The organism is Acidobacteriota bacterium (genome assembly GCA_016713675.1).
Classification (GTDB): Bacteria; Acidobacteriota; Blastocatellia; order Pyrinomonadales; family Pyrinomonadaceae; genus OLB17.
The window spans coordinates 364,276-385,089 of sequence record JADJOS010000005.1 but is presented as its reverse complement, the minus strand read 5'-3'; the positions used below and the strand labels follow the sequence as shown (position 1 = coordinate 385,089).

The 20,814-nt window shown below is 51.8% G+C and carries 23 protein-coding genes and 1 tRNA gene; 10 read left to right on the top strand and 14 right to left on the bottom strand.

The window, feature by feature from the left end; genetic code table 11:
- Positions 1–61 precede the first annotated feature (61 nt).
- Positions 62–346 carry a hypothetical protein gene (locus IPK01_18610; protein MBK7935442.1) on the top strand — a complete coding sequence of 95 codons (285 nt, stop codon included), beginning with the start codon at positions 62–64 and terminating at the stop codon, positions 344–346.
- 668 nt (positions 347–1,014) lie between these two features.
- Here the strand turns inward: IPK01_18610 and IPK01_18605 are convergent.
- The 3 genes from IPK01_18605 to IPK01_18595 form a co-directional block, all read right to left on the bottom strand.
- Positions 1,015–1,099: transfer RNA gene (locus IPK01_18605), tRNA-Leu, on the bottom strand.
- A gap of 34 nt (positions 1,100–1,133) precedes the next feature.
- The gene (gene secG, locus IPK01_18600) at positions 1,134–1,526 is read right to left on the bottom strand and encodes a preprotein translocase subunit SecG (GenBank protein ID MBK7935441.1); all 393 of its coding nucleotides are present in this window, start codon (positions 1,524–1,526) and stop codon (positions 1,134–1,136) included.
- Positions 1,527–1,539: 13 nt separating this feature from the next.
- Entirely contained in the window at positions 1,540–2,295 is a 756-nt protein-coding gene (locus tag IPK01_18595; protein MBK7935440.1) for a triose-phosphate isomerase, read from the bottom strand.
- Between the two features lie 100 nt (positions 2,296–2,395).
- Here IPK01_18595 and IPK01_18590 point away from each other — a divergent pair, with 100 nt between their 5' ends.
- Genes IPK01_18590 through IPK01_18580 form a run of 3 tightly spaced genes read left to right on the top strand, consistent with a single transcriptional unit; the run spans position 2,396 to position 5,546 of the window.
- Complete coding sequence (locus tag IPK01_18590) at positions 2,396–3,667, top strand: beta-ketoacyl-[acyl-carrier-protein] synthase family protein (protein ID MBK7935439.1); 1,272 nt, start codon at positions 2,396–2,398, stop codon at positions 3,665–3,667.
- Between the two features lies 1 nt (position 3,668).
- Positions 3,669–4,349 (top strand): methyltransferase domain-containing protein, encoded by a 681-nt coding sequence (locus tag IPK01_18585; GenBank protein MBK7935438.1) that lies wholly within the window; start codon positions 3,669–3,671, stop codon positions 4,347–4,349.
- A 3-nt stretch (positions 4,350–4,352) separates the two neighbouring features.
- Positions 4,353–5,546 carry an NAD(P)/FAD-dependent oxidoreductase gene (locus IPK01_18580; GenBank protein ID MBK7935437.1) on the top strand — a complete coding sequence of 398 codons (1,194 nt, stop codon included), beginning with the start codon at positions 4,353–4,355 and terminating at the stop codon, positions 5,544–5,546.
- A gap of 13 nt (positions 5,547–5,559) precedes the next feature.
- Here the strand turns inward: IPK01_18580 and IPK01_18575 are convergent, their stop codons facing one another.
- Genes IPK01_18575 through gap form a run of 3 tightly spaced genes read right to left on the bottom strand, consistent with a single transcriptional unit; the run spans position 5,560 to position 8,251 of the window.
- Complete coding sequence (locus IPK01_18575; protein MBK7935436.1) at positions 5,560–6,789, bottom strand: phosphoglycerate kinase; 1,230 nt, start codon at positions 6,787–6,789, stop codon at positions 5,560–5,562.
- A gap of 10 nt (positions 6,790–6,799) precedes the next feature.
- Entirely contained in the window at positions 6,800–7,201 is a 402-nt protein-coding gene (locus IPK01_18570; GenBank protein ID MBK7935435.1) for a hypothetical protein, read from the bottom strand.
- 42 nt (positions 7,202–7,243) lie between these two features.
- Positions 7,244–8,251, bottom strand: a complete 1,008-nt coding sequence (gene gap / locus IPK01_18565; protein MBK7935434.1) for a type I glyceraldehyde-3-phosphate dehydrogenase — start codon at positions 8,249–8,251, stop codon at positions 7,244–7,246.
- Between the two features lie 219 nt (positions 8,252–8,470).
- Between gap and IPK01_18560 the strand changes: the two genes are divergently transcribed.
- The 6 genes from IPK01_18560 to IPK01_18535 all read left to right on the top strand — a co-directional run bounded on the left by IPK01_18560 (position 8,471) and on the right by IPK01_18535 (position 14,581).
- A complete protein-coding gene (locus tag IPK01_18560) occupies positions 8,471–10,276 on the top strand; it encodes a TolC family protein (protein MBK7935433.1) in 1,806 nt (601 codons plus the stop codon).
- A gap of 520 nt (positions 10,277–10,796) precedes the next feature.
- Positions 10,797–11,549 carry a glycosyltransferase family 2 protein gene (locus tag IPK01_18555; protein MBK7935432.1) on the top strand — a complete coding sequence of 251 codons (753 nt, stop codon included), beginning with the start codon at positions 10,797–10,799 and terminating at the stop codon, positions 11,547–11,549.
- A gap of 256 nt (positions 11,550–11,805) precedes the next feature.
- Positions 11,806–12,426, top strand: coding sequence for a hypothetical protein (locus IPK01_18550; GenBank protein MBK7935431.1), 621 nt, complete (start codon positions 11,806–11,808; stop codon positions 12,424–12,426).
- A gap of 11 nt (positions 12,427–12,437) precedes the next feature.
- Positions 12,438–13,007, top strand: coding sequence for a hypothetical protein (locus IPK01_18545; protein MBK7935430.1), 570 nt, complete (start codon positions 12,438–12,440; stop codon positions 13,005–13,007).
- Between the two features lie 3 nt (positions 13,008–13,010).
- Complete coding sequence (locus IPK01_18540) at positions 13,011–13,940, top strand: VWA domain-containing protein (GenBank protein ID MBK7935429.1); 930 nt, start codon at positions 13,011–13,013, stop codon at positions 13,938–13,940.
- 92 nt (positions 13,941–14,032) lie between these two features.
- The gene (locus IPK01_18535; GenBank protein ID MBK7935428.1) at positions 14,033–14,581 is read left to right on the top strand and encodes a hypothetical protein; all 549 of its coding nucleotides are present in this window, start codon (positions 14,033–14,035) and stop codon (positions 14,579–14,581) included.
- 13 nt (positions 14,582–14,594) lie between these two features.
- On the opposite strand, the gene IPK01_18530 is transcribed toward IPK01_18535, so the two are convergent.
- The 8 genes from IPK01_18530 to rpoN are packed head-to-tail and all read right to left on the bottom strand — an operon-like array spanning position 14,595 to position 20,766.
- Positions 14,595–15,719: a D-alanine--D-alanine ligase gene (locus IPK01_18530; GenBank protein MBK7935427.1), complete on the bottom strand. Its 1,125-nt coding sequence runs from the start codon at positions 15,717–15,719 to the stop codon at positions 14,595–14,597.
- A 9-nt stretch (positions 15,720–15,728) separates the two neighbouring features.
- Positions 15,729–16,661, bottom strand: coding sequence for an arginase (rocF, locus tag IPK01_18525; protein ID MBK7935426.1), 933 nt, complete (start codon positions 16,659–16,661; stop codon positions 15,729–15,731).
- A gap of 51 nt (positions 16,662–16,712) precedes the next feature.
- Positions 16,713–16,985 carry an HPr family phosphocarrier protein gene (locus IPK01_18520; GenBank protein MBK7935425.1) on the bottom strand — a complete coding sequence of 91 codons (273 nt, stop codon included), beginning with the start codon at positions 16,983–16,985 and terminating at the stop codon, positions 16,713–16,715.
- Positions 16,978–17,412 carry a PTS sugar transporter subunit IIA gene (locus IPK01_18515; GenBank protein MBK7935424.1) on the bottom strand — a complete coding sequence of 145 codons (435 nt, stop codon included), beginning with the start codon at positions 17,410–17,412 and terminating at the stop codon, positions 16,978–16,980. The genes IPK01_18520 and IPK01_18515 overlap by 8 nt, the downstream gene beginning before the upstream one ends.
- Before the next feature lie 42 nt (positions 17,413–17,454).
- Positions 17,455–18,351: an RNase adapter RapZ gene (rapZ, locus tag IPK01_18510; protein MBK7935423.1), complete on the bottom strand. Its 897-nt coding sequence runs from the start codon at positions 18,349–18,351 to the stop codon at positions 17,455–17,457.
- Positions 18,344–18,814, bottom strand: coding sequence for a hypothetical protein (locus IPK01_18505; GenBank protein MBK7935422.1), 471 nt, complete (start codon positions 18,812–18,814; stop codon positions 18,344–18,346). Before IPK01_18505 ends, rapZ begins: the two co-directional genes overlap by 8 nt.
- A gap of 11 nt (positions 18,815–18,825) precedes the next feature.
- On the bottom strand, positions 18,826–19,176 hold the full coding sequence (gene raiA / locus IPK01_18500) for a ribosome-associated translation inhibitor RaiA (GenBank protein MBK7935421.1): 351 nt from the start codon (positions 19,174–19,176) through the stop codon (positions 18,826–18,828).
- Positions 19,177–19,188: 12 nt separating this feature from the next.
- Positions 19,189–20,766, bottom strand: coding sequence for an RNA polymerase factor sigma-54 (gene rpoN / locus IPK01_18495; GenBank protein ID MBK7935420.1), 1,578 nt, complete (start codon positions 20,764–20,766; stop codon positions 19,189–19,191).
- Positions 20,767–20,814: the final 48 nt, after the last annotated feature.

Here is a 20,814-nt window from a genome sequence, read left to right as displayed (position 1 = left end):
CGGCTCGTTCCTAATAGCACAAGGCATAATGTGGCTTGTGATCGAAAATCAGGAGGATAGTATGAAGAGAACTATTATGGCATTGGGGCTTGTCTCGATGTTTGGAATGAATGCTTTTGCTTCGGTTTACATCCGGTATTACAACAAAGATTCGACCCAGTGGAAGTTTGTTGTAAAGATGGACGGCTCAACGAAAGAGGTCGTCTTTAACGCCTCGACCAGCGGGGCCGCAACGATCGGCGGCAGCGGAACTAGAGCAGTTGTCACGACAAAATGCGGTGATGTGGCGATCAGTGATAATTCAAAGATCGAGATCAAAGATGGCTGTATCAAGTTTGTAAATTAGAGAACATACGGCAGAGTGTTCAACAAAATAAGAGGGCCGGCGGAGCAATTATGCTACACCGGCCTTTTCTAGACGTAACGATCGGTGCCAGGCCTGATTTGTTGCTTTTCTTCAGAAAGTTGAGCTACGCCTCGCGCATGCATGCCTCGGATCCGTTGTCGACCGCAAGCTGCCCTTCATAGTCGTTATGATACGCCAATTCTCTCCGGCTCGAAAGAAATGCTTTTATTGTGCACAAAGAACGTTGGGCTTGCCGGACGCTGATGGGCAGTTGGTGTCGTTGGGTGCACAATTGGGGCGGTGTTGGGAAGTTGGAGATGGCGTTTTTGAGTGGGAATGTTGGGCAGCGATGGGTTTTTTGTCTGATCTGGACAACAACGGAGGCACTGGCAGCCTGTGACAGTTTTTGAGACGCGTTTTTTGATTGTAGCAGGGGGCTTTTTTATTGTCGCTGACCCCGCTTTTTGTTGTCGCAAGCCCCCTAAAACACTGTCGCAAACCCTCTAAAAACTGTTGCAGAACGCACCTTTGCGGTCATTTTCGTCAAATTTGTTGAAAAAAATGTGGTACGTACCACAATTTGATCAAAACAAAGAAAAAACACGATCGGTCATTCGAGAAAACATGAAAAAGGCCCGCGGACCAAACAATCCACGAGCCTTAAACGATGGTGCTCAGGGCGAGACTCGAACTCGCACGGATTACTCCACACGCCCCTCAAACGTGCGCGGCTACCAATTACGCCACCTGAGCAAATTTTCAAAAAACAACAAGTATGAAGACCTGATTACTTTGTTGCCGGAGCAACGTCAACTGGAGCGGCGACCGGTGCAGAAGCCGGTGAAGCGACTGGAGCTTCGGTCGGAGTTGCGGCATTTGTAGAATCAGGTGTAGCCGTATTAGCGTTCGTTTCGGCCGGAGCGTCAGGGTTGCTAGATAAAACCGACACATTTCCGGTCAAGGCCGGCATTGATAACAATAGGGCAGACACCATAAACAATCCGGCAGCGGTAATTGTAACCTTTGACAAGATCGTGGCTGTGCCTCGAGGTGCAAGTGCCGAACTTGAAACATTGCTTGTGAACAAGGCTCCCGCGTCGGTCTTACCAGGCTGCAGCAAAACCGCAGCAATCAGCACGATGCAGGAGAGAAAAAAAACTGCGTATAAAAAATATTCCAACTTCTTAAACCACCTATTTATAGTTCACGATCGCGGCAAAACTTTCCGCATCAAGACTAGCTCCGCCGACGAGTGCCCCGTCGACATCCGGCTGCGACATAAGTGTCGCTATGTTGTCCGGTTTGACCGAACCGCCGTAAAGGATCCTGACCGCATTTGCGACCTCGGCACTGTGTGAATTCGCAACTGTTGAGCGAATGTAACCGTGCATTTCTTGAGCCTGTTCAGGCGTGGCGGTTTTACCCGTACCAATTGCCCAGACAGGCTCGTAAGCGATAATGATACGTTCCATATCGGCAACTGTCAAACCTTCAAGACTCGTATTCAATTGCCTTTGGACGATATTCTCTGCGTTTCCGGATTCCCTTTCAGCCAACATCTCGCCGACACACACGATCGCGGTCAGGCCGGCGGCGAGCGATGCTCTCGCCTTCTTATTCACAGATTCATTCGTTTCACCGTAGAACTGGCGCCGTTCTGAATGGCCAATGATGACATGCGTACAACCAACATCTTTAAGCATCGTCGGAGTTATCTCGCCGGTATGAGCACCAAACTCATTTTGGGTGGCACAATCCTGTGCTGCGACGCAGATATTTGAGCCTTCCAAACGATCGGCAACCGTCTTAAGCGCCGTAAATACGGGAGCTATGACAACTTCGCAATGATTTGCATTAGCAACAAGCGGCTTTAATGAAAGCGCCGACCGAACGGCCTCTCCGAGCAGCTTATACATCTTCCAGTTTCCGGCGATCACGGGTTTTCTCATACAGCATAAGTTAACAAATCCGATCGCGAACACGAAATCGTGGCGATTCGTTACCCACAATGCTATCCTCGTAAATTAATACAAGGGGAAGTTCTTCAAGATGTTAAAAAACTTTTCGCGTCCGCGTCGGGTGGTCATTACCGGGTTTGGCTGCGTTACACCTATCGGGATAGGACGTGAAGCATTTTGGAAATCGCTTCAAACCGGAGTCAGCGGAGTTCGTCAAATCAGTAGTTTCGACGTAACCGAATCTCCAGTCAAGATCGCCGCAGAAGTGCAGGATTTCGATGTTTCGCAATTTTTGACAGCGAAGGATATTAAACACGTACCGCGGACCGTTCCTCTCGTCTTAGCCGCTGCACGCGAAGCCTTGGCGGACGCAAAGATCGACACTGAATCACTCACACTTGAAGGACAGCGGCGGATCGGTGTCGAGATCGGAACCGGAGGCGGTGGATTGGCATTCGCCGAAAAGCACTACGAATATTGGTTTCTAGGCCCTAAAACGCACGCAAGCGTATACATAATCCCAGCCTCGACTCATGGCGGATTGTCGTCCGAAATTTCGATGGCGTTCGGACTCAAGGGGCTTTCTCACGTTATTTCGACGGGCTGCACAAGTTCGACCGATGCTATATACTATGCTGCCCAACATATTGCACTCGGACGTCAAAATACGATGATCACCGGGGGAGTGGACGCTCCGCTAGCTCCTGGTATTTTCGCCGGTTTTAATTTGATGACGGTCTTGACCCGAGATTGGAATGAAGAGCCTCACCGGGCGTCACGGCCATTTTCGGTTGGACGATCAGGTATTGTAGTTGGCGAAGGTTCCTTTGTCTTCATTCTCGAAGATCTCGAAACAGCTTTGAATCGGGGTGCGAATATATATGCCGAGATCACAGGTTACGGAGCGACCTGTGATGCCTATCACCGTGTTCGTCTTGATGATTCTGGAATTGAACCTGCACGAGCGATGAAGATGGCGCTCGATGACGCGGGCGTCGATCACGATCAGGTCGAGTATGTGAATTTGCATGGAACGTCGACGGTCCTAAATGACAAGATCGAGACCATTGCCGTCAAGATGGCACTTGGCCCGCATGCATACAAGACTCCGATGTCAGCGACAAAATCACAACTCGGCCATCCACAAGGTGCAAGCGGTGCCGCAGGGATCGGGGCCGCCTTATGTGCGATGACGACCGGGGTGATACCGCCCACGATCAATCTGGACGAAGCCGATCCCGATTGCGATTTGGACTATGTCCCAAATACTGCGAGGTCTGCTGCGGTCAATACAGCCTTATGTAACTGCATTGGATTCGGTTCGAAGAACAGTGCGTTGGTCTTGCAGAAATGCGTCGGTTAGTATGTTCGATCGTTTTCAACAACGCAGCACTGACCTCGAACGCCTCGACACTGGTGAATACACTTCCGAGGAATATTCGCGATGGCAGCGTGAGATGAAGTTCATTCACGGTATTTTGGGAGAGGAGCGGGCACTCAAGAATACATTACTACGGGATATCGAAACACCTCATGAGACGAAACTATCCGTGATCGACGTTGGGGCGGGTTCCGGAGGATTATTAAGAAAACTTGCTTATTGGACACTTCCCCGCGACGTTTTTCTGGTTGGAGCAGAAATTGACCGAATTGCCGCTAAATCGATCACCGATTCCAAGATCGCAGGGCTTCAGTGTGACGCGTTGCGGTTGCCCTTCTGTGACAACGCATTTGATTATTCATTCTGCTCCCTTTTCCTGCATCATCTCGACGATGACGGGGCGGTGAAACTTCTTAAGGAGATGTCTCGCGTGGCATCAAAGCGAATTTACGTGATCGACTTGAACAGGCATCCGCTCGCTTACTACTTCTATAATTTCTTTGGATGGTTCGTTCTGCAGCGGTTCACTCTTGAGGATGGCTCGCTATCCATCTTGCGTAGCCGAACGCCCGGAGAGCTGTTCGAGATCGCAAGAAAGGCCGGATTGAATGACACTAAGGTCGAACATTCGCGGGTAAATAGATTGATACTCTCCGGAAGATAGTAGATGGATACAAACCTTAAGAATTCATATGACGTGATCATCGCCGGGGCTGGCCCGGCCGGCTCCAGTGCTGCAATTAGACTTGCGAAAGCCGGGATGAGTATTCTTTTGATCGAACAGAAGAGATTTCCCCGCGAAAAACTTTGCGGCGAATTCATTTCCCCAGAATGTCTTATACATTTTCAGGAGCTTGGTGTGTCGCCTGCGATTCTTGCGGCCGGAGGTACCTCGTTATATGATACAGACTTTTATTCTCGTAGCGGAAAGGCTGTCTCGGTTCGCACTGAGTGGTTCGGCAAAGGTGAATCGCCTGCAATTGGCCTCAGTCGTGCAGAAATGGACAATTTAATGGTTGAACAGGCTAAGCGTATAGGCGTTGACGTTTTCGATGAAACAAGTGTGACGGGTCTCTTAATGGAGAATGCTCATGTCCGGGGTGTTAAAGTAAAAAATAAAATGGGCCTGGAGACGCAAATAGAATCATCACTCACTGTCGATGCGACAGGTCGGACTCGCAGCCTGGCAAGAAAACTTGAGGCTCGGGACGCAAAGAGGTCGGCGGCGAAGTACGTGGCATTCAAAACGCATTTACGCGGTGCCCAGATCAAGCTTGGCTCGTGTGAGATCTATGTTTACCGAGGCGGATATGGAGGCTGTAATCAGGTTGAAGATAGCCTCTTCAATTTGTGTTTTATCGCGTCCGCAGAAGATACCAAGCGCTTGGATAGCAGCGCCGAAAGAATAATGCGTGAGCTCGTTTTTACAAACAAACGTGCAAAGTACGCGATGGAGGGAGCTGTCGTGGAAAAGCCATGGCTGGCCGTACCGATAGAGCGATTCGGCCGGGGCGATCTCGTGCCGGCGAAAGGTTTGATAACCGTCGGTGATTCCTCTGCCTTTATCGATCCGTTTACCGGCAGCGGGATTTTGCTTGCACTCGAAAGCTCAAAGATCGTCGCGAATGCGATCGTCAATAGCCGCTCGATAGGCCTGGACCTTAAAATGATTGAAGATTCCTATCGAAAAAACTACGCCGCAGCATTCGATTCGCGGCTGCGGGTATGCTCATGGCTTCGATATGCCGCTTTCGCTCCTTGGTTGGCCGATGCGACGATCGCCCTGCTATCGGTAAATAGCGGGTTGCTGAGGCACGTTGCAAGAGCAACTCGGGTTAATCCGGACCCGGTCATCAAATAATCAGTCTCGTGAACTACTTATCGTCCAGTGCCGCAACGCCTGGCAGTTCGTCGCCCGCCAAAAATTCGAGGGTAGCTCCACCGCCGGTCGAGATGTGACTGATCTTTTCGTTAAGCCCCGCCTGATTTACAGCTGAGACCGAGTCTCCCCCGCCAACAATTGAGGTTGCACCGGCATCGGTCGCCTTTGCCACGGCTTCTGCGATCGCGACCGTTCCTTCGTCGAACGGTTTCTCTTCGAACATGCCCATCGGGCCGTTCCAAACAATAGTCTTGGCACCTTCAAGTGCATTCTCGAAAATAGCGACGGTTTCAACGCCGATATCGAGGCCGACCAGGCCGGCGTTCGTGAAGGCTATCGGAATGGTTTTTGCCGAATTCAGCGGATCATAGCTGTCGACGACCTGGTGATCGGTCGGCAGGATGAGCTCGACGCCCGCGTCTTTTGCCATTTGCTCGATCTCAAGAGCTTTCGGCATCATTTCGTCCTCACACAAAGACTTACCTATCGTAAAGCCTTGAGCCTTGAAAAACGTATATGCCATCGCTCCGCCGATCAGAAGTTTGTCGACCTTGCGGTTGATGAGCGACTCGATGACCGGAATTTTGTCCGAGACCTTTGCTCCCCCGAGTATAGCGACGAACGGACGTTCAGGATCGTGAAGAGCCTTGCCAAGGAAATTGAGTTCCTTTTCCATCAGTAAGCCGGCAACGCAGTCGTCGACAAAATGCGTGATCCCTTCCGTGGAAGCGTGAGCGCGATGTGCCGTGCCGAATGCGTCGTTTACGTAAACATCACACAGCGAGGCCAGCTGTTTTGAAAAGCCGTCATCGTTTTTCTCTTCCTCGGCGTGAAGGCGAAGATTCTCAAGGAGCAGAATGTCACCGTTTTTCAAGGTGGCGACTTTCGCCGAAACGTCGTCGCCGACGCAATCGTCTGCAAATGCTATGCTTAGATCGTCGACCCCACCCAAGTATTCAAATACGGGTCCAAGACTGTATTTCCCGGGATCATAAGGCAGTCCCTTCTCTTCCGCCTTCTTTTTGTCTTTGAGCGGACGGCCGAGGTGTGAGGCAAGAACTACCTTTGCTCCGTGCTCCACCGCATAGCGAATGGTCGGCAAGGCGCCGAGGATACGCGTATCGTCGGCGATCACACCATCTTTGATCGGCACGTTAAAATCAACACGGATAAATACACGTTTCCCGCTGAGAGCAACGTCCTTGATCGTCTTCTTATTCATTGAGCTCTTTCTAGATCCCGCTTACCGGTTTTTTTAGGCCGACTTGCGACAGCGTCATCACCTTATCATCTCTAAAGGACAAAATGATCGCCTTAAAGTTTTCCCCTTCCCATTTATTGACGGTGAACCGTACGCCGCCGCCGGTCGTGTTGCTTATTTCTTTCCCTTTTCCGCCCAATATCCGCTCGACGTCGGCTCTAGGGGTGCCTTTGCTGATCTGTTTGAATTTTTCCATAGTCAGATCATATTCACCCTTCTTGACGGTTGGCGTCTGATTTACCGTGGGCGTCGAGAACGGTGTCGGCGACGGCGATTTTGCATCGTTCGCGAGTTCCTTTAGCTTTTGCGGACAACTGCAACCGAGTACAACAAAAATAAGTGCTGCAATGCATAAATTGAGCGAGTTTTTCATACTATTTTTTGTCCTCTGCAAATGCTATCAGGAAATATTTCATTACAATCCCTTTGCGGCAATGAATTTAACAAGATCGCGAACGCGGCATGAGTAGCCCCATTCGTTGTCGTACCATGACAAGATCTTGATGCAGGTGCCGTCTATTACCTTAGTATTTTCGGAATCAACTATCGACGAATGCGGGTTTCCTTTGAAATCGATCGAAACAAGCGGTTCGTCGCTAACGGCTAGAATTCCCTTCATTGGGCCGGCAGCAGCATCGCGTAGCATTTGATTGACTTCCTCGGCGGAGGTCGAGCGTTCTACGTTCATAACTACATCAACCAGTGAAACGTTCGGCGTCGGAACGCGGACCGATATGCCGTCAAACTTGCCTTTCAGTTCCGGTATTACTAGAGCGACTGCCTTAGCAGCACCGGTAGAGGTCGGGATCATCGAAAGTGCGGCCGCGCGGGCACGACGCAGGTCTTTGTGGGGCAGATCAAGCAACTGCTGATCGTTCGTGTAGCTGTGGATCGTATTCATCAGCGCATTTTTGATGCCGAATTTCTCGTGGATGACCTTTGCCACCGGAGCCAGGCAGTTGGTCGTGCAAGAGGCATTCGAAACTATATGATGATTCGCGGCGTCGTACATTTCGTCATTGACGCCGAGGACGATCGTCACGTCTTCGTTCTTTGCAGGTGCCGAAATGATCACCTTTTTCACATCGCCGCGCATGTGTTTACGTGCATCTTCGGCGTTGGTGAAACGGCCCGTCGATTCGATCACGATCTCGGCACCGACGGCGGCCCAATCGATAGCTGCAGGGTCTTTCTCCGAAAAAACGCGGAACGAATCGCCTTCGACGGTGATCTTGCCGTCGGCTGCACTAATATCGTGATCGAGATTGCCCATTACTGAGTCGTACTTAAGCAGATGAGCGAGCGTCTTTGTATCCGTAAGATCGTTAACGGCAACGAGGTCTATGTCTGAGTCGCCGAGCCAAGTCCGGACAACAGCCCGTCCGATACGTCCAAAACCATTTATACCTACTTTGATTCCCATTATTGAATATTTTCCTCCGTGAAAATGCGTATGTTAAAGAAACGAAGATAACGCAAAAGCGTGCAAAATTCAAAGAACGACTTGTCTTTGGCCAATCCAAGTGCGAATTTGAATGTAGGCGAGATTGTTGAAACAAACAGATTTATCCTGCCGTACTACCCGTTTGAGCTTTTAAGCAATAAACTTAGATATTTCAGAGTTTCTCGGAGCGATCCAATAATGACTTTTTCCCGTTCAAAGACCTTACTTTCGTCATGCTTTTCAGCCGGCCTATTGGTCGCCGCCGTCCAGTCGGCTTCAGGCCAGGATTCGCAGATCGCCAGAAATACGAGTGATATTGCAAGAGAAGTGCCCGTTGTCTATTCACCGGCACGTACCGTAGAAACGGGCGCAGCCGCCCCGATCTCAAATGTGAGCCGTATCGGCGTGCAGCAATCACAGCCGCTGCCGTTGTCGATCGATGATGCAATTCGGCGTGCTCTCGCAAATAATAATACTGTCGAGATATCGAGAACCGACGTCCGAATATCGGAAACCTCGCTGCGGTCGCGTCTTGGGATCTACGATCCGGTGTTTAGCGTTTCGCCAACTATTTCGCACAGCCAAACGACGGGAAATGCCGGGACGAATGATTTCCGTGCCGGTTCGAGCCTTTCACAATTCGTGAAGCCTGGCGGCGGAAATTATCAGGTGTTTTTCAATAACAATCGCACCGAGAATGCATTTGCACAGGCACAGGCAAGCTCGGGCTCGGTGACGAGCGGCGGCAACAGTGCTATCTACACGTCGAGCCTTGGGATCAGTTTTACTCAGCCGTTGGCAAGAAACTTTAATATTGACAGCAAGCGCCAAGGTATAAAGATCGCTAAAAAGCAGCTCCAGCAATCGGATACCGATTTTCGCCTTCAGGCGACCGGCACGATCGCTCAGGTACAGCGGACCTATTGGGACCTCGTGTTTGCCCTTCGCGACCAGCAAAATCAGGTCGCTAATGTAAATCTCGCCAAAGAGAACCTTCGCCAGATCGAAGCCAGGATCGACGCCGGAGCCGCCGCACCGTTGGCTCGGGCCGAGGTGGTAACGGAACTGGCCAATCGCGAGGGCTCGCTCCTGCTTTCGACCGAGCAGGTCACCGTTACCGAAAACGCCCTGAAACAGCTGATCATCAAGGATCCGTTATCGCCCGAATGGGCTCAGACGATCGTTCCGACCGACAGCCCGACATTTAGTGCCTTGTCCGTGAATCTCGACGATGCGATGAAGGACGCGATGGAAAATCGTTTCGAGCTGAAACGGCTGAAATTGGCCAGCGAGATCAATGACATCGACGTAGCCTATTTCAAAAATCAGGTTCGGCCTCAGATCGACCTGAACACTACGTTCTCGCTCGACGGGCTTTCACGCGGCAGTGCAACAACGGCGTCGACGTTCGTACCTCAGTTCTCGGGAAATGAGGAAATATTACGGCAAAAGATAAACACGCTTTTCGCTCCGGCCAGTCAGATACCAAATCCATTGATCGAAGTCCCGGGAACGCCCAGCTATCTCGTCGGAGGATTTAACCGGTCACTTGCGAATATTTTCCGAAGCGACGCACCGAACTATTCGATCGGCGTGACGATCTCGTTTCCCTTCCGCAATCGCACCGCCAAGGCCAATCTGGAAGGTGCGAAGATCACCGGCGAGCGGATTGCCGCCCAGACACGTTCGCAGGAACAGGCTGTGATGGTCGAGGTGCGCAATGCCGTGCAAGCTGTCGAAACGGCCCGACAACGCGTTCTGACGGCCCGTCGGGCTCGTGAGAGTGCCGAGATCCAGCTCGACGGCGAACGCAAACTCTACGATGCCGGACGCTCGACGACGTTCCTGCTGTTCCAACGCGAAAACTCGCTCACCAACGCCCGCAACGCCGAGATCCGTGCCGAGACCGACTACAACAAGGCCGTCGCCGACCTACAGCGTTACACCGCAACCTCGTTCCGGGTAAACAATATCCAGATCGACAGTCCGGTCATCATTAAATAATTCAGGCAGGCGTCCAATCAACCGGCTGTCAGGAAGTTCGCTTCCCGGCAGCTTTTCTGCGCAGTCAGTTTGCGTTCTCGTGGTGAACCAAATGTGTCTTTTTATGTATTGGGTTCAAATTGTGGTACGTACCACAAATTTTTCAACAAAATTGATGAAAATGCCGTACAAATGCGTTCTGCGACAGTTTTTAAGGGGGCTGGCGACAATGTTTTACGGGGCTTGCGACAGGAAAAAGTGGGGTCAGCTACAATAAAAACGACCCCTAGCGACAATCGTAAAACTGGTGTAAAAAACTGTCGCCAGCCGCCGCTGCGGTCCACTTACAAAAATGGCCCATCGCCGTCCAACATTCCCATCCAAAAGTGGGATCTCCAACATCCCAACACTAACCCATGTCACACACAACAAGCCCAAACACCCATCCCGAACCCAACCACGCCCCGACGATTTGGTAGTGGCCCGCTCGTTCACCCTCGCGTTTCCGCTGGCTCTGGAAAATTCTGGTAGAATCCTTTTTGTGAAGATCTCTGCCGTTATAATTGCGTTCAATGAGGAAGACAAGATCGGCGATGCTGTGCGGTCGGTGGCGTGGGCGGATGAGGTTATTGTTGTTGATTCGGAGAGTACGGACGCGACGCGTGAGATCGCGGAATCGCTTGGGGCGAGGGTAATTGTTAGGGCTTGGCCGGGGTTTTCGGCGCAGAAGCAGTTTGGGGTGGACGAGGCGGCGAATGATTGGGTGTTTAGCCTTGACGCGGATGAGCGGGCGACGGACGAGCTGAGGGACGAGATCGTAGCTCTGGGCGAAACGGACATTGCGGGTTATACGATACCGCGGCTTTCGTATTATATGGGACGGCCGATCAGGCACGGCAATTGGTATCCGGACCGGCAGCTTCGTTTGTTCGATCGCAGAAAGGCGAAGTGGAAGGACGTGGTGATACACGAATCGGTCGAGGTGAATGCGGGCGAGACCGTCGGCAAGCTGAACAGCGACATTTTGCACTTTACGTTCGAGGGCATACGTCAACATGCCGATATGATCGCGAACCGCTACGCTCCGCTTTCTGCCGAAGAGATGCACGCAACAGGGCGACAGGCTTCGATTCCCGCGATCGTAGTCGCCGGGCCGGCGGCGTTCCTGGCAACTTATATCTTCAAACTAGGATTTTTGGACGGCTTGCCCGGGTTTGTGATAGCCGTATTCGCGGCTTACAACGCGTTTCTCAAGTATCTCTTGCTCCGGGAAATGCTGAGCAGGCCGGAATGATCTCAGCGAACTCAGCGTCTTTCCGCTCTGCGTTCTCGGCGTGGAAAGATCGTCATATTAAGATCCCACGCAGAGGACGCTGAGTCTTTCGCAGAGAGCGGAGAGTAAGGCAAAAGTTTGGGCAATTTGGGTACTCTTTTCTGCTTTATTCCTAAGCTACAACTTTATTTCATTTCTTCTCATCATATCTTCCAAATAGCTTGATATTGCTATATATTCAATAGTTGAGGCACGTGCCCGGCGATACGTTGAACAAATGAAAAATATACTGGTATTGGCTCTCATAATTTGCGGACTCGGTGCTGCCGTTTTCGGTCAAAAAGGTGTCGATACACAGACCCAAAAGATCAAGGACGACGGCAATAAGGTCACGTCGCGAACGACCGATGCGTCGCGTTCGTTCGACTGGGGCAAGGGCAAGACAAAGGTCCGCGACCGTTTGCCAAACCCGTACAAATTGAATTCACGCCGCGATGTGTTGATCGACACTATCACCCAGGCTCTTGCCGAAAAGAAGATCATCCTCGACGAAGCTTCGTCGCGTAAGCCGGACGGCATCCTGATCACCCAGCCGTTTGTTTTTGCAAAAGGTGCCGTGATCACGCAGAACGAACTCGGACGCTACGGCGTGCTCGAGTTCGCGGATAATGCCTGGACGCGTGCCCAATATACGCTCACGATCGAGATCCAATCGATCGACGGCATTCAGAATAAGGTTTCAGTGATCGCGAAGGTCGAGGGCCGTGCCGGTAACGGGCTCTCGTCGGAATGGCGCACGGTGCAGAGCTCGGGCCTTGCCGAAGATGAGTTCTTAGCTAAATTGATCGAGTTGGTGACCGGCAATTCGCCCGATCCGGCTCAGGATACGGACCAGTAGTTTTTTGCAGTATGGTTCTCAGATCCGCATTCTTATCGATATTTTTGCTGACCATCGCAGTCGGCGGAGCCCTTGCGCAGAATGCAGATAACACTACTTCCCTGTTCCCGCAGAGAGATCCGCGTGAGGACCAGCCGAAAAGCATCAAGGAACAGCTGGACAAGCTGAGGATCGAGCAAGAGAAAAAAGATCACCAGGCAATGCTGGTTCGCGGCGACGAAGCCCTCAAGATCTCAGAGGAGCTCGACACAAAGGTGAGTACGAACGCACAGCTCGACACCAAAGACCGTCAAAAGCTCGAATCGCTCGAAAAGATACTCACAAAGATTCGAAACGAACTCGGCGGTGACGACGACGGCGGTTCGGCTCTGGATCCGGCGGCCGATCAGTCGGAATCTGATGAGGTTAAACCCAACGAACGTCCCAAGGACGTTGTCGACGGTATCAAATCGCTTCGCTCGACAACGATCAAGCTGGTCGACGAGTTGAAAAAGACGACCCGTTTCACTATCTCAGCGACTGCGATCCAAACGACAAATGCGGTCCTGCGGATCACACGTATCCTGAAATTCTGGAATTAACTGTTGAAGCCATACCTTAAATCGAAAACGAAACTGCGGCCGCTGTCTTTGCTGCCGCTTTTTGCGTTTCTTGTTCTGTTCTGCGGGGTTTCGTTTGCGCAGAACGACGACGATATCGTCACGGTCGATTCGTCGATAGTGCTTGTCAATGTCACCATTCTCGATAGATCGGGAAAGACTGTCGGCGGGCTCACTGAGAAGCAGTTCAAGATATTCGAGGATGGCGTCGAACAAAAGATAGAATCATTTGCGGCTGAGGAAACACCCTTTGCCGCCGTGATCCTGATGGACACGTCCGGCAGCATGGAATCGCGTGTCAGCATCGCCCGCAGTGCGGCTATCAAGTTTCTCGAAGGCCTGCGGATCGATGACAACGCGGCGATCTATCATTTTCATTCAAAGGTCGAACTCGTTCAGGATTTTTCGAACAGCCGAGACATTGTCGAACGCATATTCGATCTGAAGGCCGATGGGATGACGGTGCTCAACGATGCCGTGTTCAAGGCGGCAGAATTGCTGGCTGCCCGCAAAGAAAAGCGGCGGGCGATAATCGTCCTTTCGGACGGTGCCGACACCCAAAGCAAGAGGTCGCAGGACAAGGCGCTAAAGGCAGCTAATGCCGCCGGAGCGACGATCTACACGATAGACATGTCGTCGCCCGACGCCACACTAAAAGAAAAGTTACAGAACCAATCAGCACTCAAGAGCTTTGCCGAAAAGACCGGCGGTACATTCGTCGCCACGCCCGGCGGCAACGGCATGCGCGATGCTTTTAAACGTATCGTCGAGGAACTCGGCAATCAATACACGCTCGCGTATTCGCCAAAAGACGCAAAAAAGGACGGCAAATTTCATTCGATAGAAGTCACCGTCTCACGCCCGAACCTCACGCTCCGTACGCGTAAGGGCTATAACGCCCCGAAGCAGAAGTGAGGAATTTCCTTTTTTGGGAAATTGAGATCAATATGTTCTAACGGCTATCGCGAAGTCGAGTTACCACGGATCATCAAATTAGGAGGACCGAAATGAAACAGATCAAAATACCTATCTTTCTGATAGCCGTGCTGCTGGCTTTGTCGTCGACACTCTTTGCACAAGGTGATCCGGGCGAGACGACCAGAAAGGTCGTAACTCAATACAACCAAGCCAAAGACGAGACCGAGGTCGAGATCTCACAACTTCCGCTTGCGGTTGATAAGTCGAAGCTTGCCTACGTCGGGGCCACGTGGATATTCAAAGGTAAGAAGCCTACGTCTCCGCCATCGGACATTATTTTTATAGTCTCGGTGTTTACTGTGGGAGCTAAAAAGTACCCCGATATTAATCAGGTGTCCGTTATGGCAAATGGCAAGTCCATCGGTCAGATCGTCATGTTGAATCTCGATCAACGGCCATTTACGGAGGGCGAGATCCTCGAAACGATCGGAACGAGAATGAAGATCGACATTTTCAGGAAAATGCTCGAACAAGAGACGGTGACCTTTCAGATGGGAGACAGCACATTCCGCCTGTCGCGCGAGACCATTGCCAAATTCATCGAATTCAATAATTCAATAAAGGCCCTTACGAATTAGAGAAGTTCGCTATTTACCGGTCGGTCCGATTCCTCTTTTTATCCTGATGCCGCTGAATCGCGAGTTGTATGAGCTCGTCGATGACCTGCGGGAACGGTTTTCCCGTTCCGGCCCACATCTTTGGAAAGCCCGACGCGTCAGTGAGGCCGGGCATGGTGTTGATCTCGTTGACCAGCAAGGCTCCGTTGTCATTGCGTAAGAAGAAATCGACACGGGCTAGGCCCGAGCCGTCGATCGCCTTGAACGCCGTGACGGCCATCTGGCGGATCTTGTTCGAAAGCTCGTCGGAAACCGGTGCGGGCACGACGAATTCGTTATTGCCCGTTCCCGAGTATTTTTCGGTGTAATCGAGAAACGCTTTCGATGAGTCGCGGATGATGTATTCGCCCGGCAGGCTTGCTTCGGGATGGTCATTGCCCATCACGGCACATTCGATCTCGCGCATTTCGAGGCCTTCTTCGACGATGATCTTGCGGTCGTATTCGGCGGCAAGTGCGATGGCCTCGGCGAGCGATTCGTGATCTGTGGCCCTTGAGACACCCACGGATGAACCGAGATTCGCCGGTTTTACAAAGCACGGAAAGCCGAGTTTGTCTGCAACCTGCGTGAGCGTACGCTCGCGGTTGCGTTCCCATTCGTCACGCATGAACCACACATAATTGCAGATCGGCAGTCCTGCGTCGCGAAACAGCGCTTTCATGAACGCCTTGTCCATGCCCGTCGAACTCGCCAGCACACCGCACCCGACGTACGGAAGATCGGCCATTTCGAATAGACCTTGAATAGTGCCGTCCTCGCCGTATGTGCCGTGCAGGACCGGAAATACGACATCGAGCGGGAGCTTAAATGTTTCACCGCCGGCTGTCGCGGTCAATCCTCCGACGGTGGCATCACCCGAAATGGCTCCCTGTCGGCAACCAACCTCTGGAAAATGCTCATTGAATAATTCCCGCGTACTCTCAGGAAACAAGTCACGCGAAAATACGGGCGAAAGCCACTCGCCTTCTTTGGTTATCGCAACAGGGACCACGTGGTACTTCTCATGGTCGATCTGTTCAATAACGGTCTTCGCCGAACGGATAGAGATCTCATGCTCGCCCGAGCGGCCGCCAAATATAACTCCAACGCGTGTTTTCATATCAATATTCTATAGGATCGTCTTGCCTAACGCTGAAAGTATCAATTCACAGGCCAATTCCACTGTAATATTGCTTTGATCGAGTAAAGGATTGACCTCGACGATCTCAAAGGACCGCATTCCGCCATGGGCGGCGATCATTTCGAGAGCGAGATGGGCCTCTCGATAGGTCGTGCCGCCGCGGACGAGTGTGCCGGAGCCGGGAGCGAAACGAGGGTCGATCATGTCGATGTCGAACGTCACGGCGTAACCGCCCGGAGCCTTTGAGGCGATGGCGATGGCGTCTTCGACGCAGGCTGCCATGCCGCGTTTGTCGACATCGCTCATTGTAAAGAAATTATCGCGAAGGCCGAGCTTCTCTATCATTCCACGTTCGCCGGGATCGACATCGCGCGCTCCGACGTGGGCGAAGTATTTCGGGTCGAGCTTTGGCGCATAGCCACAGAGATTGACGAGTTCCTCGTTGCCGTGGCCGAGTATAGTCGCGAGCGGCATTCCGTGGATATTGCCCGACGGCGATGTGTCGGGCGTATTTATGTCCGCGTGAGCATCAAACCAGATGAGGCCGATCTCAGTTCCCTGCTGTTTATAGTAATTGGCGATCGCTGAGAATGTCGGGACGGCAATGGCGTGGTCGCCGCCGAGAATGATCGGGAACTCGTTTTCGCCGAGCATCGCCGATACCTTTTCGATAATGTTGGTGCTCGAGGCAAGCATCTCGGCGAGATGCTTTGGGTTGCCCGCGTCCAGTGGGTCTACCGGTTGAACGATCCAGGCGTCGCCATGGTCGTTTGTTTCATAGCCAAGATGACGAATGTGTTCGGCGAGGCCAAGTCCACGAAAACGCGTGAGACGCATAGCGTTGACGCCCAATTCGCTGCCTGTCTGTCCGGCACCAAAGCCAAGAGGGACACCGAGAATGCCTACTTTTCTTTCAGTCATAAAATAATTACTACGCGAAACGCCCTTTCTAACGTGCGGGCTTCCGCAAATTCAGATCTCGCCAAAGCCGGCTGCAAATAGTTCCGTTATTGCCGTCGCGGCCGCTTGTTCGTCCGGGCCTTCGATCTTCAGGTCCAACGTTACACCGATTGACGCAGCGAGAGCCAACAAACTGAGGATCGATTTCGCATTGGCCGTTGCATTCGCTTTTGCGTTGTGTAGAACGATCCGGCTCTTGAACTGAGCTGCACAGCGGACAAGTTTCGCCGCAGCTCGTGCGTGGAGTCCGAGCGGATTGACCAGCGTGACGGTTTGCTCAAGCATCCTTTTTCATTTTCTGCGGTAAAAGCAGTGTGCCCGCCCGCATTATGGCCGACTTTCCTTGTTCCTCGACCTCTTGAGCCAGATCGCTGAGCGAGATCTCCTTATTGACAGTCGCGACTTTGATCACCATCGGCAGATTGACGCCGGTAACGATCTCGACCTCATTCTCTTTCAAGAACATTGCCGAGATATTAGTCGGTGTTCCGCCAAACATATCGGTCAAAAGCAAGACACCGGCACCGGCTGAAACGTTCTTGATGGCACGTTCGATCTCCGCCTTTGCCATCTCAACATCGTCATGCCAACCGATCGAAACGGCCGTAATATTGCTCAGATCTCCGACTACGGCCTCAGCCGCGGCGAGCAGTTCATTCGCAACCTGTCCGTGAGAGACGATCACTCCGCCAACCTTATTAATCTCGCTCATCTTGATTCTCCCCGGCCTCTGGATCAGCCGGTTCTGACGATCCTATTTTTGAATGTCGCGGTGAACCGCCGTGACATCAAATCCTTTGCCCTTTAACGCATTCTGAACCGAATTTGTGACCATCACCGAACGATGGCGGCCGCCGGTGCAGCCGATGCCGATGGTTAGATATGATTTACCCTCACGTTGATATCTCGGCAAAAGATATTCAAGAAGATCGGTAATTCGGGCTATCGTTTCGACCACTTCGGGCTCCTTTTGGAGAAATGCGATCACACGAGGGTCGTCGCCTGTCACAGTTTTCAGCCCTTTGTCAAAATATGGATTCGGCAGATGCCTAACGTCAAATAGCAGATCGACGCTTCTCGGGTTGCCGTATTTGTGCCCAAAGCTGATGACCTCGACCTGCAGTGGTTTGCCCTCTTCGCGGCCGCTGAATTTTTGGACGATCAATCGCCGGAGAGTGTGTACGGTATGGTCTGACGTGTCGATTATCAGGTCCGCCATTCGACGAACGTCGGTCAACGCACGCTTTTCCGTTCGGATCGCTGCGAGCAAGCCTTTGCCCGCGTCAGCCGGATGAGGCCGTCGCGTCTCTGAAAAACGCCGCTGCAGCACATCATCAGATGCTTCGAAAAAGACGATGAACGGAACGATCTTCTTTTTCGCGAGTTTTTTCAATTCTGATGAAAAATCGGCGAGAAAATGACGTTCTCGGATGTTGATCACGAGGACAGCCTTCTCGATCGCGGCCGGCTTATCTTCAGTGGAAACAAGCAGCCGCCCGAAGGTCGAGACCATTGTCAGCGGCAGATTATCAACACAAAAATAGCCCAGATCCTCGAAAGCATCTGTGGCTGAACTCATCCCCGAACCGCTGAGGCCGGTGATGATTATAAGCGGTGGAAGATCAGAATCGTGTTTTCTTCGGCTAGCCATAAGCTCTGATGCCTATTCCTTTCGCCAGTTTTGTAAGAACGAGCGATTCCAGTGTACGTGCAGCTGCGGAAATATCTATCACGGCTATTGTCTCCCGCTGCACAAACCTGATTGACTCGTTCACGGTCATTTCTGAGATCGACGGTCTGTCTGACAGAAGTTCGATCACTATCTCGATCAGCACTGAACTGTATCGATCGACCTCAGCTGCAAGCGGCGGCATGGGAACGATCTTATCCCCTAGAAGTGCCATTTTTCCGGCAGTTGCCTCAGGCGTACAGCCAAAAACTTTGCTGCCTCGATATTCTAACTCAACTGCGTCGTCCGCGATGAAATCATGCCCCAGACGGTCGAGTTCGATACAAATCGAGGTCTTTCCGACTCCCGGTTCTCCGACGATCAACACTCCAGAACCGTATACACGGACCAAACACCCGTGAATGACCGCACGTTCAAACATCATGACGCATCAAGCTACTCGGCCTCAGCGGCCAACTCAACCGGTGCGATGTGAGCTGCCTTTGTTGCCTTGTGGGATTTGTCAACGATCTTTTCCTTTAGCCGCCGGGCCTGTTTTTCTATCTTATCGATCGAGGTCGACAGCGATTTGTACATGTCAGAATCGCTGGATTTTGCGGTCAAAACGTCGTTCATCCACTTAACTATGATCTCGCTCAGATGGAGGCCGCGTTCGACCTCGATAATTACGTGAGCATTTGCCGGTTTTCCGTCAAATAATTGATCAAACCGCTCAAAATGCGTTTCGACATGACTTTTAAGTGCGGGTGTGACATCGATATGTCTTCCTGTGAATTCTATTTTCATAATTTACCTTGTTCAGATCATTGTTTTCCGTTCGCGGGAACCCGGAATCTGCATTTGGTCGCGATATTTTGCGACCGTCCGGCGTGAGAGTTTCACACCGTCTCGTATCAAAACTTTTGCGATATCGTCGTCGGTCAAGGGGTCCTTGGTGTCTTCATCTTCGATCATTTTCTTTATTTTCAATTTGAGAATGCGGGTCGAGACCTCTTCGCCGTCCTCATTCATCATTCCTTCGCTGAAAAAACGTCTCAATTCGATCACGCCCTGCGGCGTATGTGCGTATTTCCTATTCACAACACGCGAGATGGTCGAAAGATGCATACCGATATCCTCGGCGACATCTTTTAGCATCATCGGTTTGATGTATTCGACACCTTTGTCAAGAAATTCGCGTTGGCGGTCAACAATACACTCGACCACACGATAAATGGTCTGCCGTCGGTGCTCAATATTTCGGAGAAGATCGACGGCGGACCGCACTTTCTCCTTGATGAAATCCTTCGTTTCCTTGGTCGTATCGGGCTGGTCCACGAGCTTATGGTAGGTAGGGCTGATCCTCAGCCTCGGACTTCCATCATCAACAAAGTAAACGAGATAGTCGTCGTCGACCTTTTCGATGTAAACCTCAGGGGCCACATACATTGCTTCTTTCGAAGCGAATCGACGGCCGGGAAACGGGTCAAGCTCCCGAACCTTATTTATCTCCTCGTCCAGGACCTGCATACTTTCGCCGGTTGCCTTTGCAAGGTGTTGCAGCCTATGGGGCGTCAAATCTTCGAAATGATCCCGAACCAGGGACGCCGCGAGGCTCTCTCCTTGCCCATTGGACGCGAGTTGGGCTATCAGACATTCCCGTACATCGCGGGCACCGCAACCGACCGGATCGAGATTAAGTACGAGCTGATGTGCCTCGACCGCATCCTCCAGGGTGCAATCGCTGAGCTCGGCGACCTCTTCGAGATCGATCGTCAAGCGTCCGTCCTCATCCAAATTACCAATGATCTGGAGGACCGCTTCCTCAACGTGCGGTTCGACCGTCATCAAATGGAGCTGCCATTCCAGGTGCTCGCTGAGATTCGGAGAATGAGTAAGGAATTGCTCGAAACTCGGAGCATCTTCCTTGTATTCGATCTCCTGTGTTTTATATCCGGGATCGAGGTAGTCCTGAAATTCGCGGCCGTAATCGATCTCATCAAACGAATCTGACGCCTCGCCAAACGAATCTTCATCGGCACCGATCTCGGCAACGGACGCTTCCTCAAAGCCATTTTCGCTGACGGTGTCCGTGGGAAACGCCTCGATATCGGCATAATTTGTGTCGGCATCCTGGACCGCATCGGATCCGGGATCGTTGCCATTTTCAAACTCGGCATCGTGACCGTCAGAGTTTTGGTCCAGTATATTGTCAGAGATCTCTTGAACTTCATCGCCAGGCTGGACCTCTTCGAGGATGGGATTGGTCACCATTTCCTGCTCGATAAGCTCGCTCAATTCGAGCGTTGTCATCTGCAGCATTTCGATCCGCTGCCGCAGCTGCGGCGTAAGGACCATCTTTTGCTGAAGTTGATGTGTGAGCCGTAACGATGACATATTAGGTTCAAACAAGGTCGTCTACGGCACTTTTAGGCCGAGACAGGC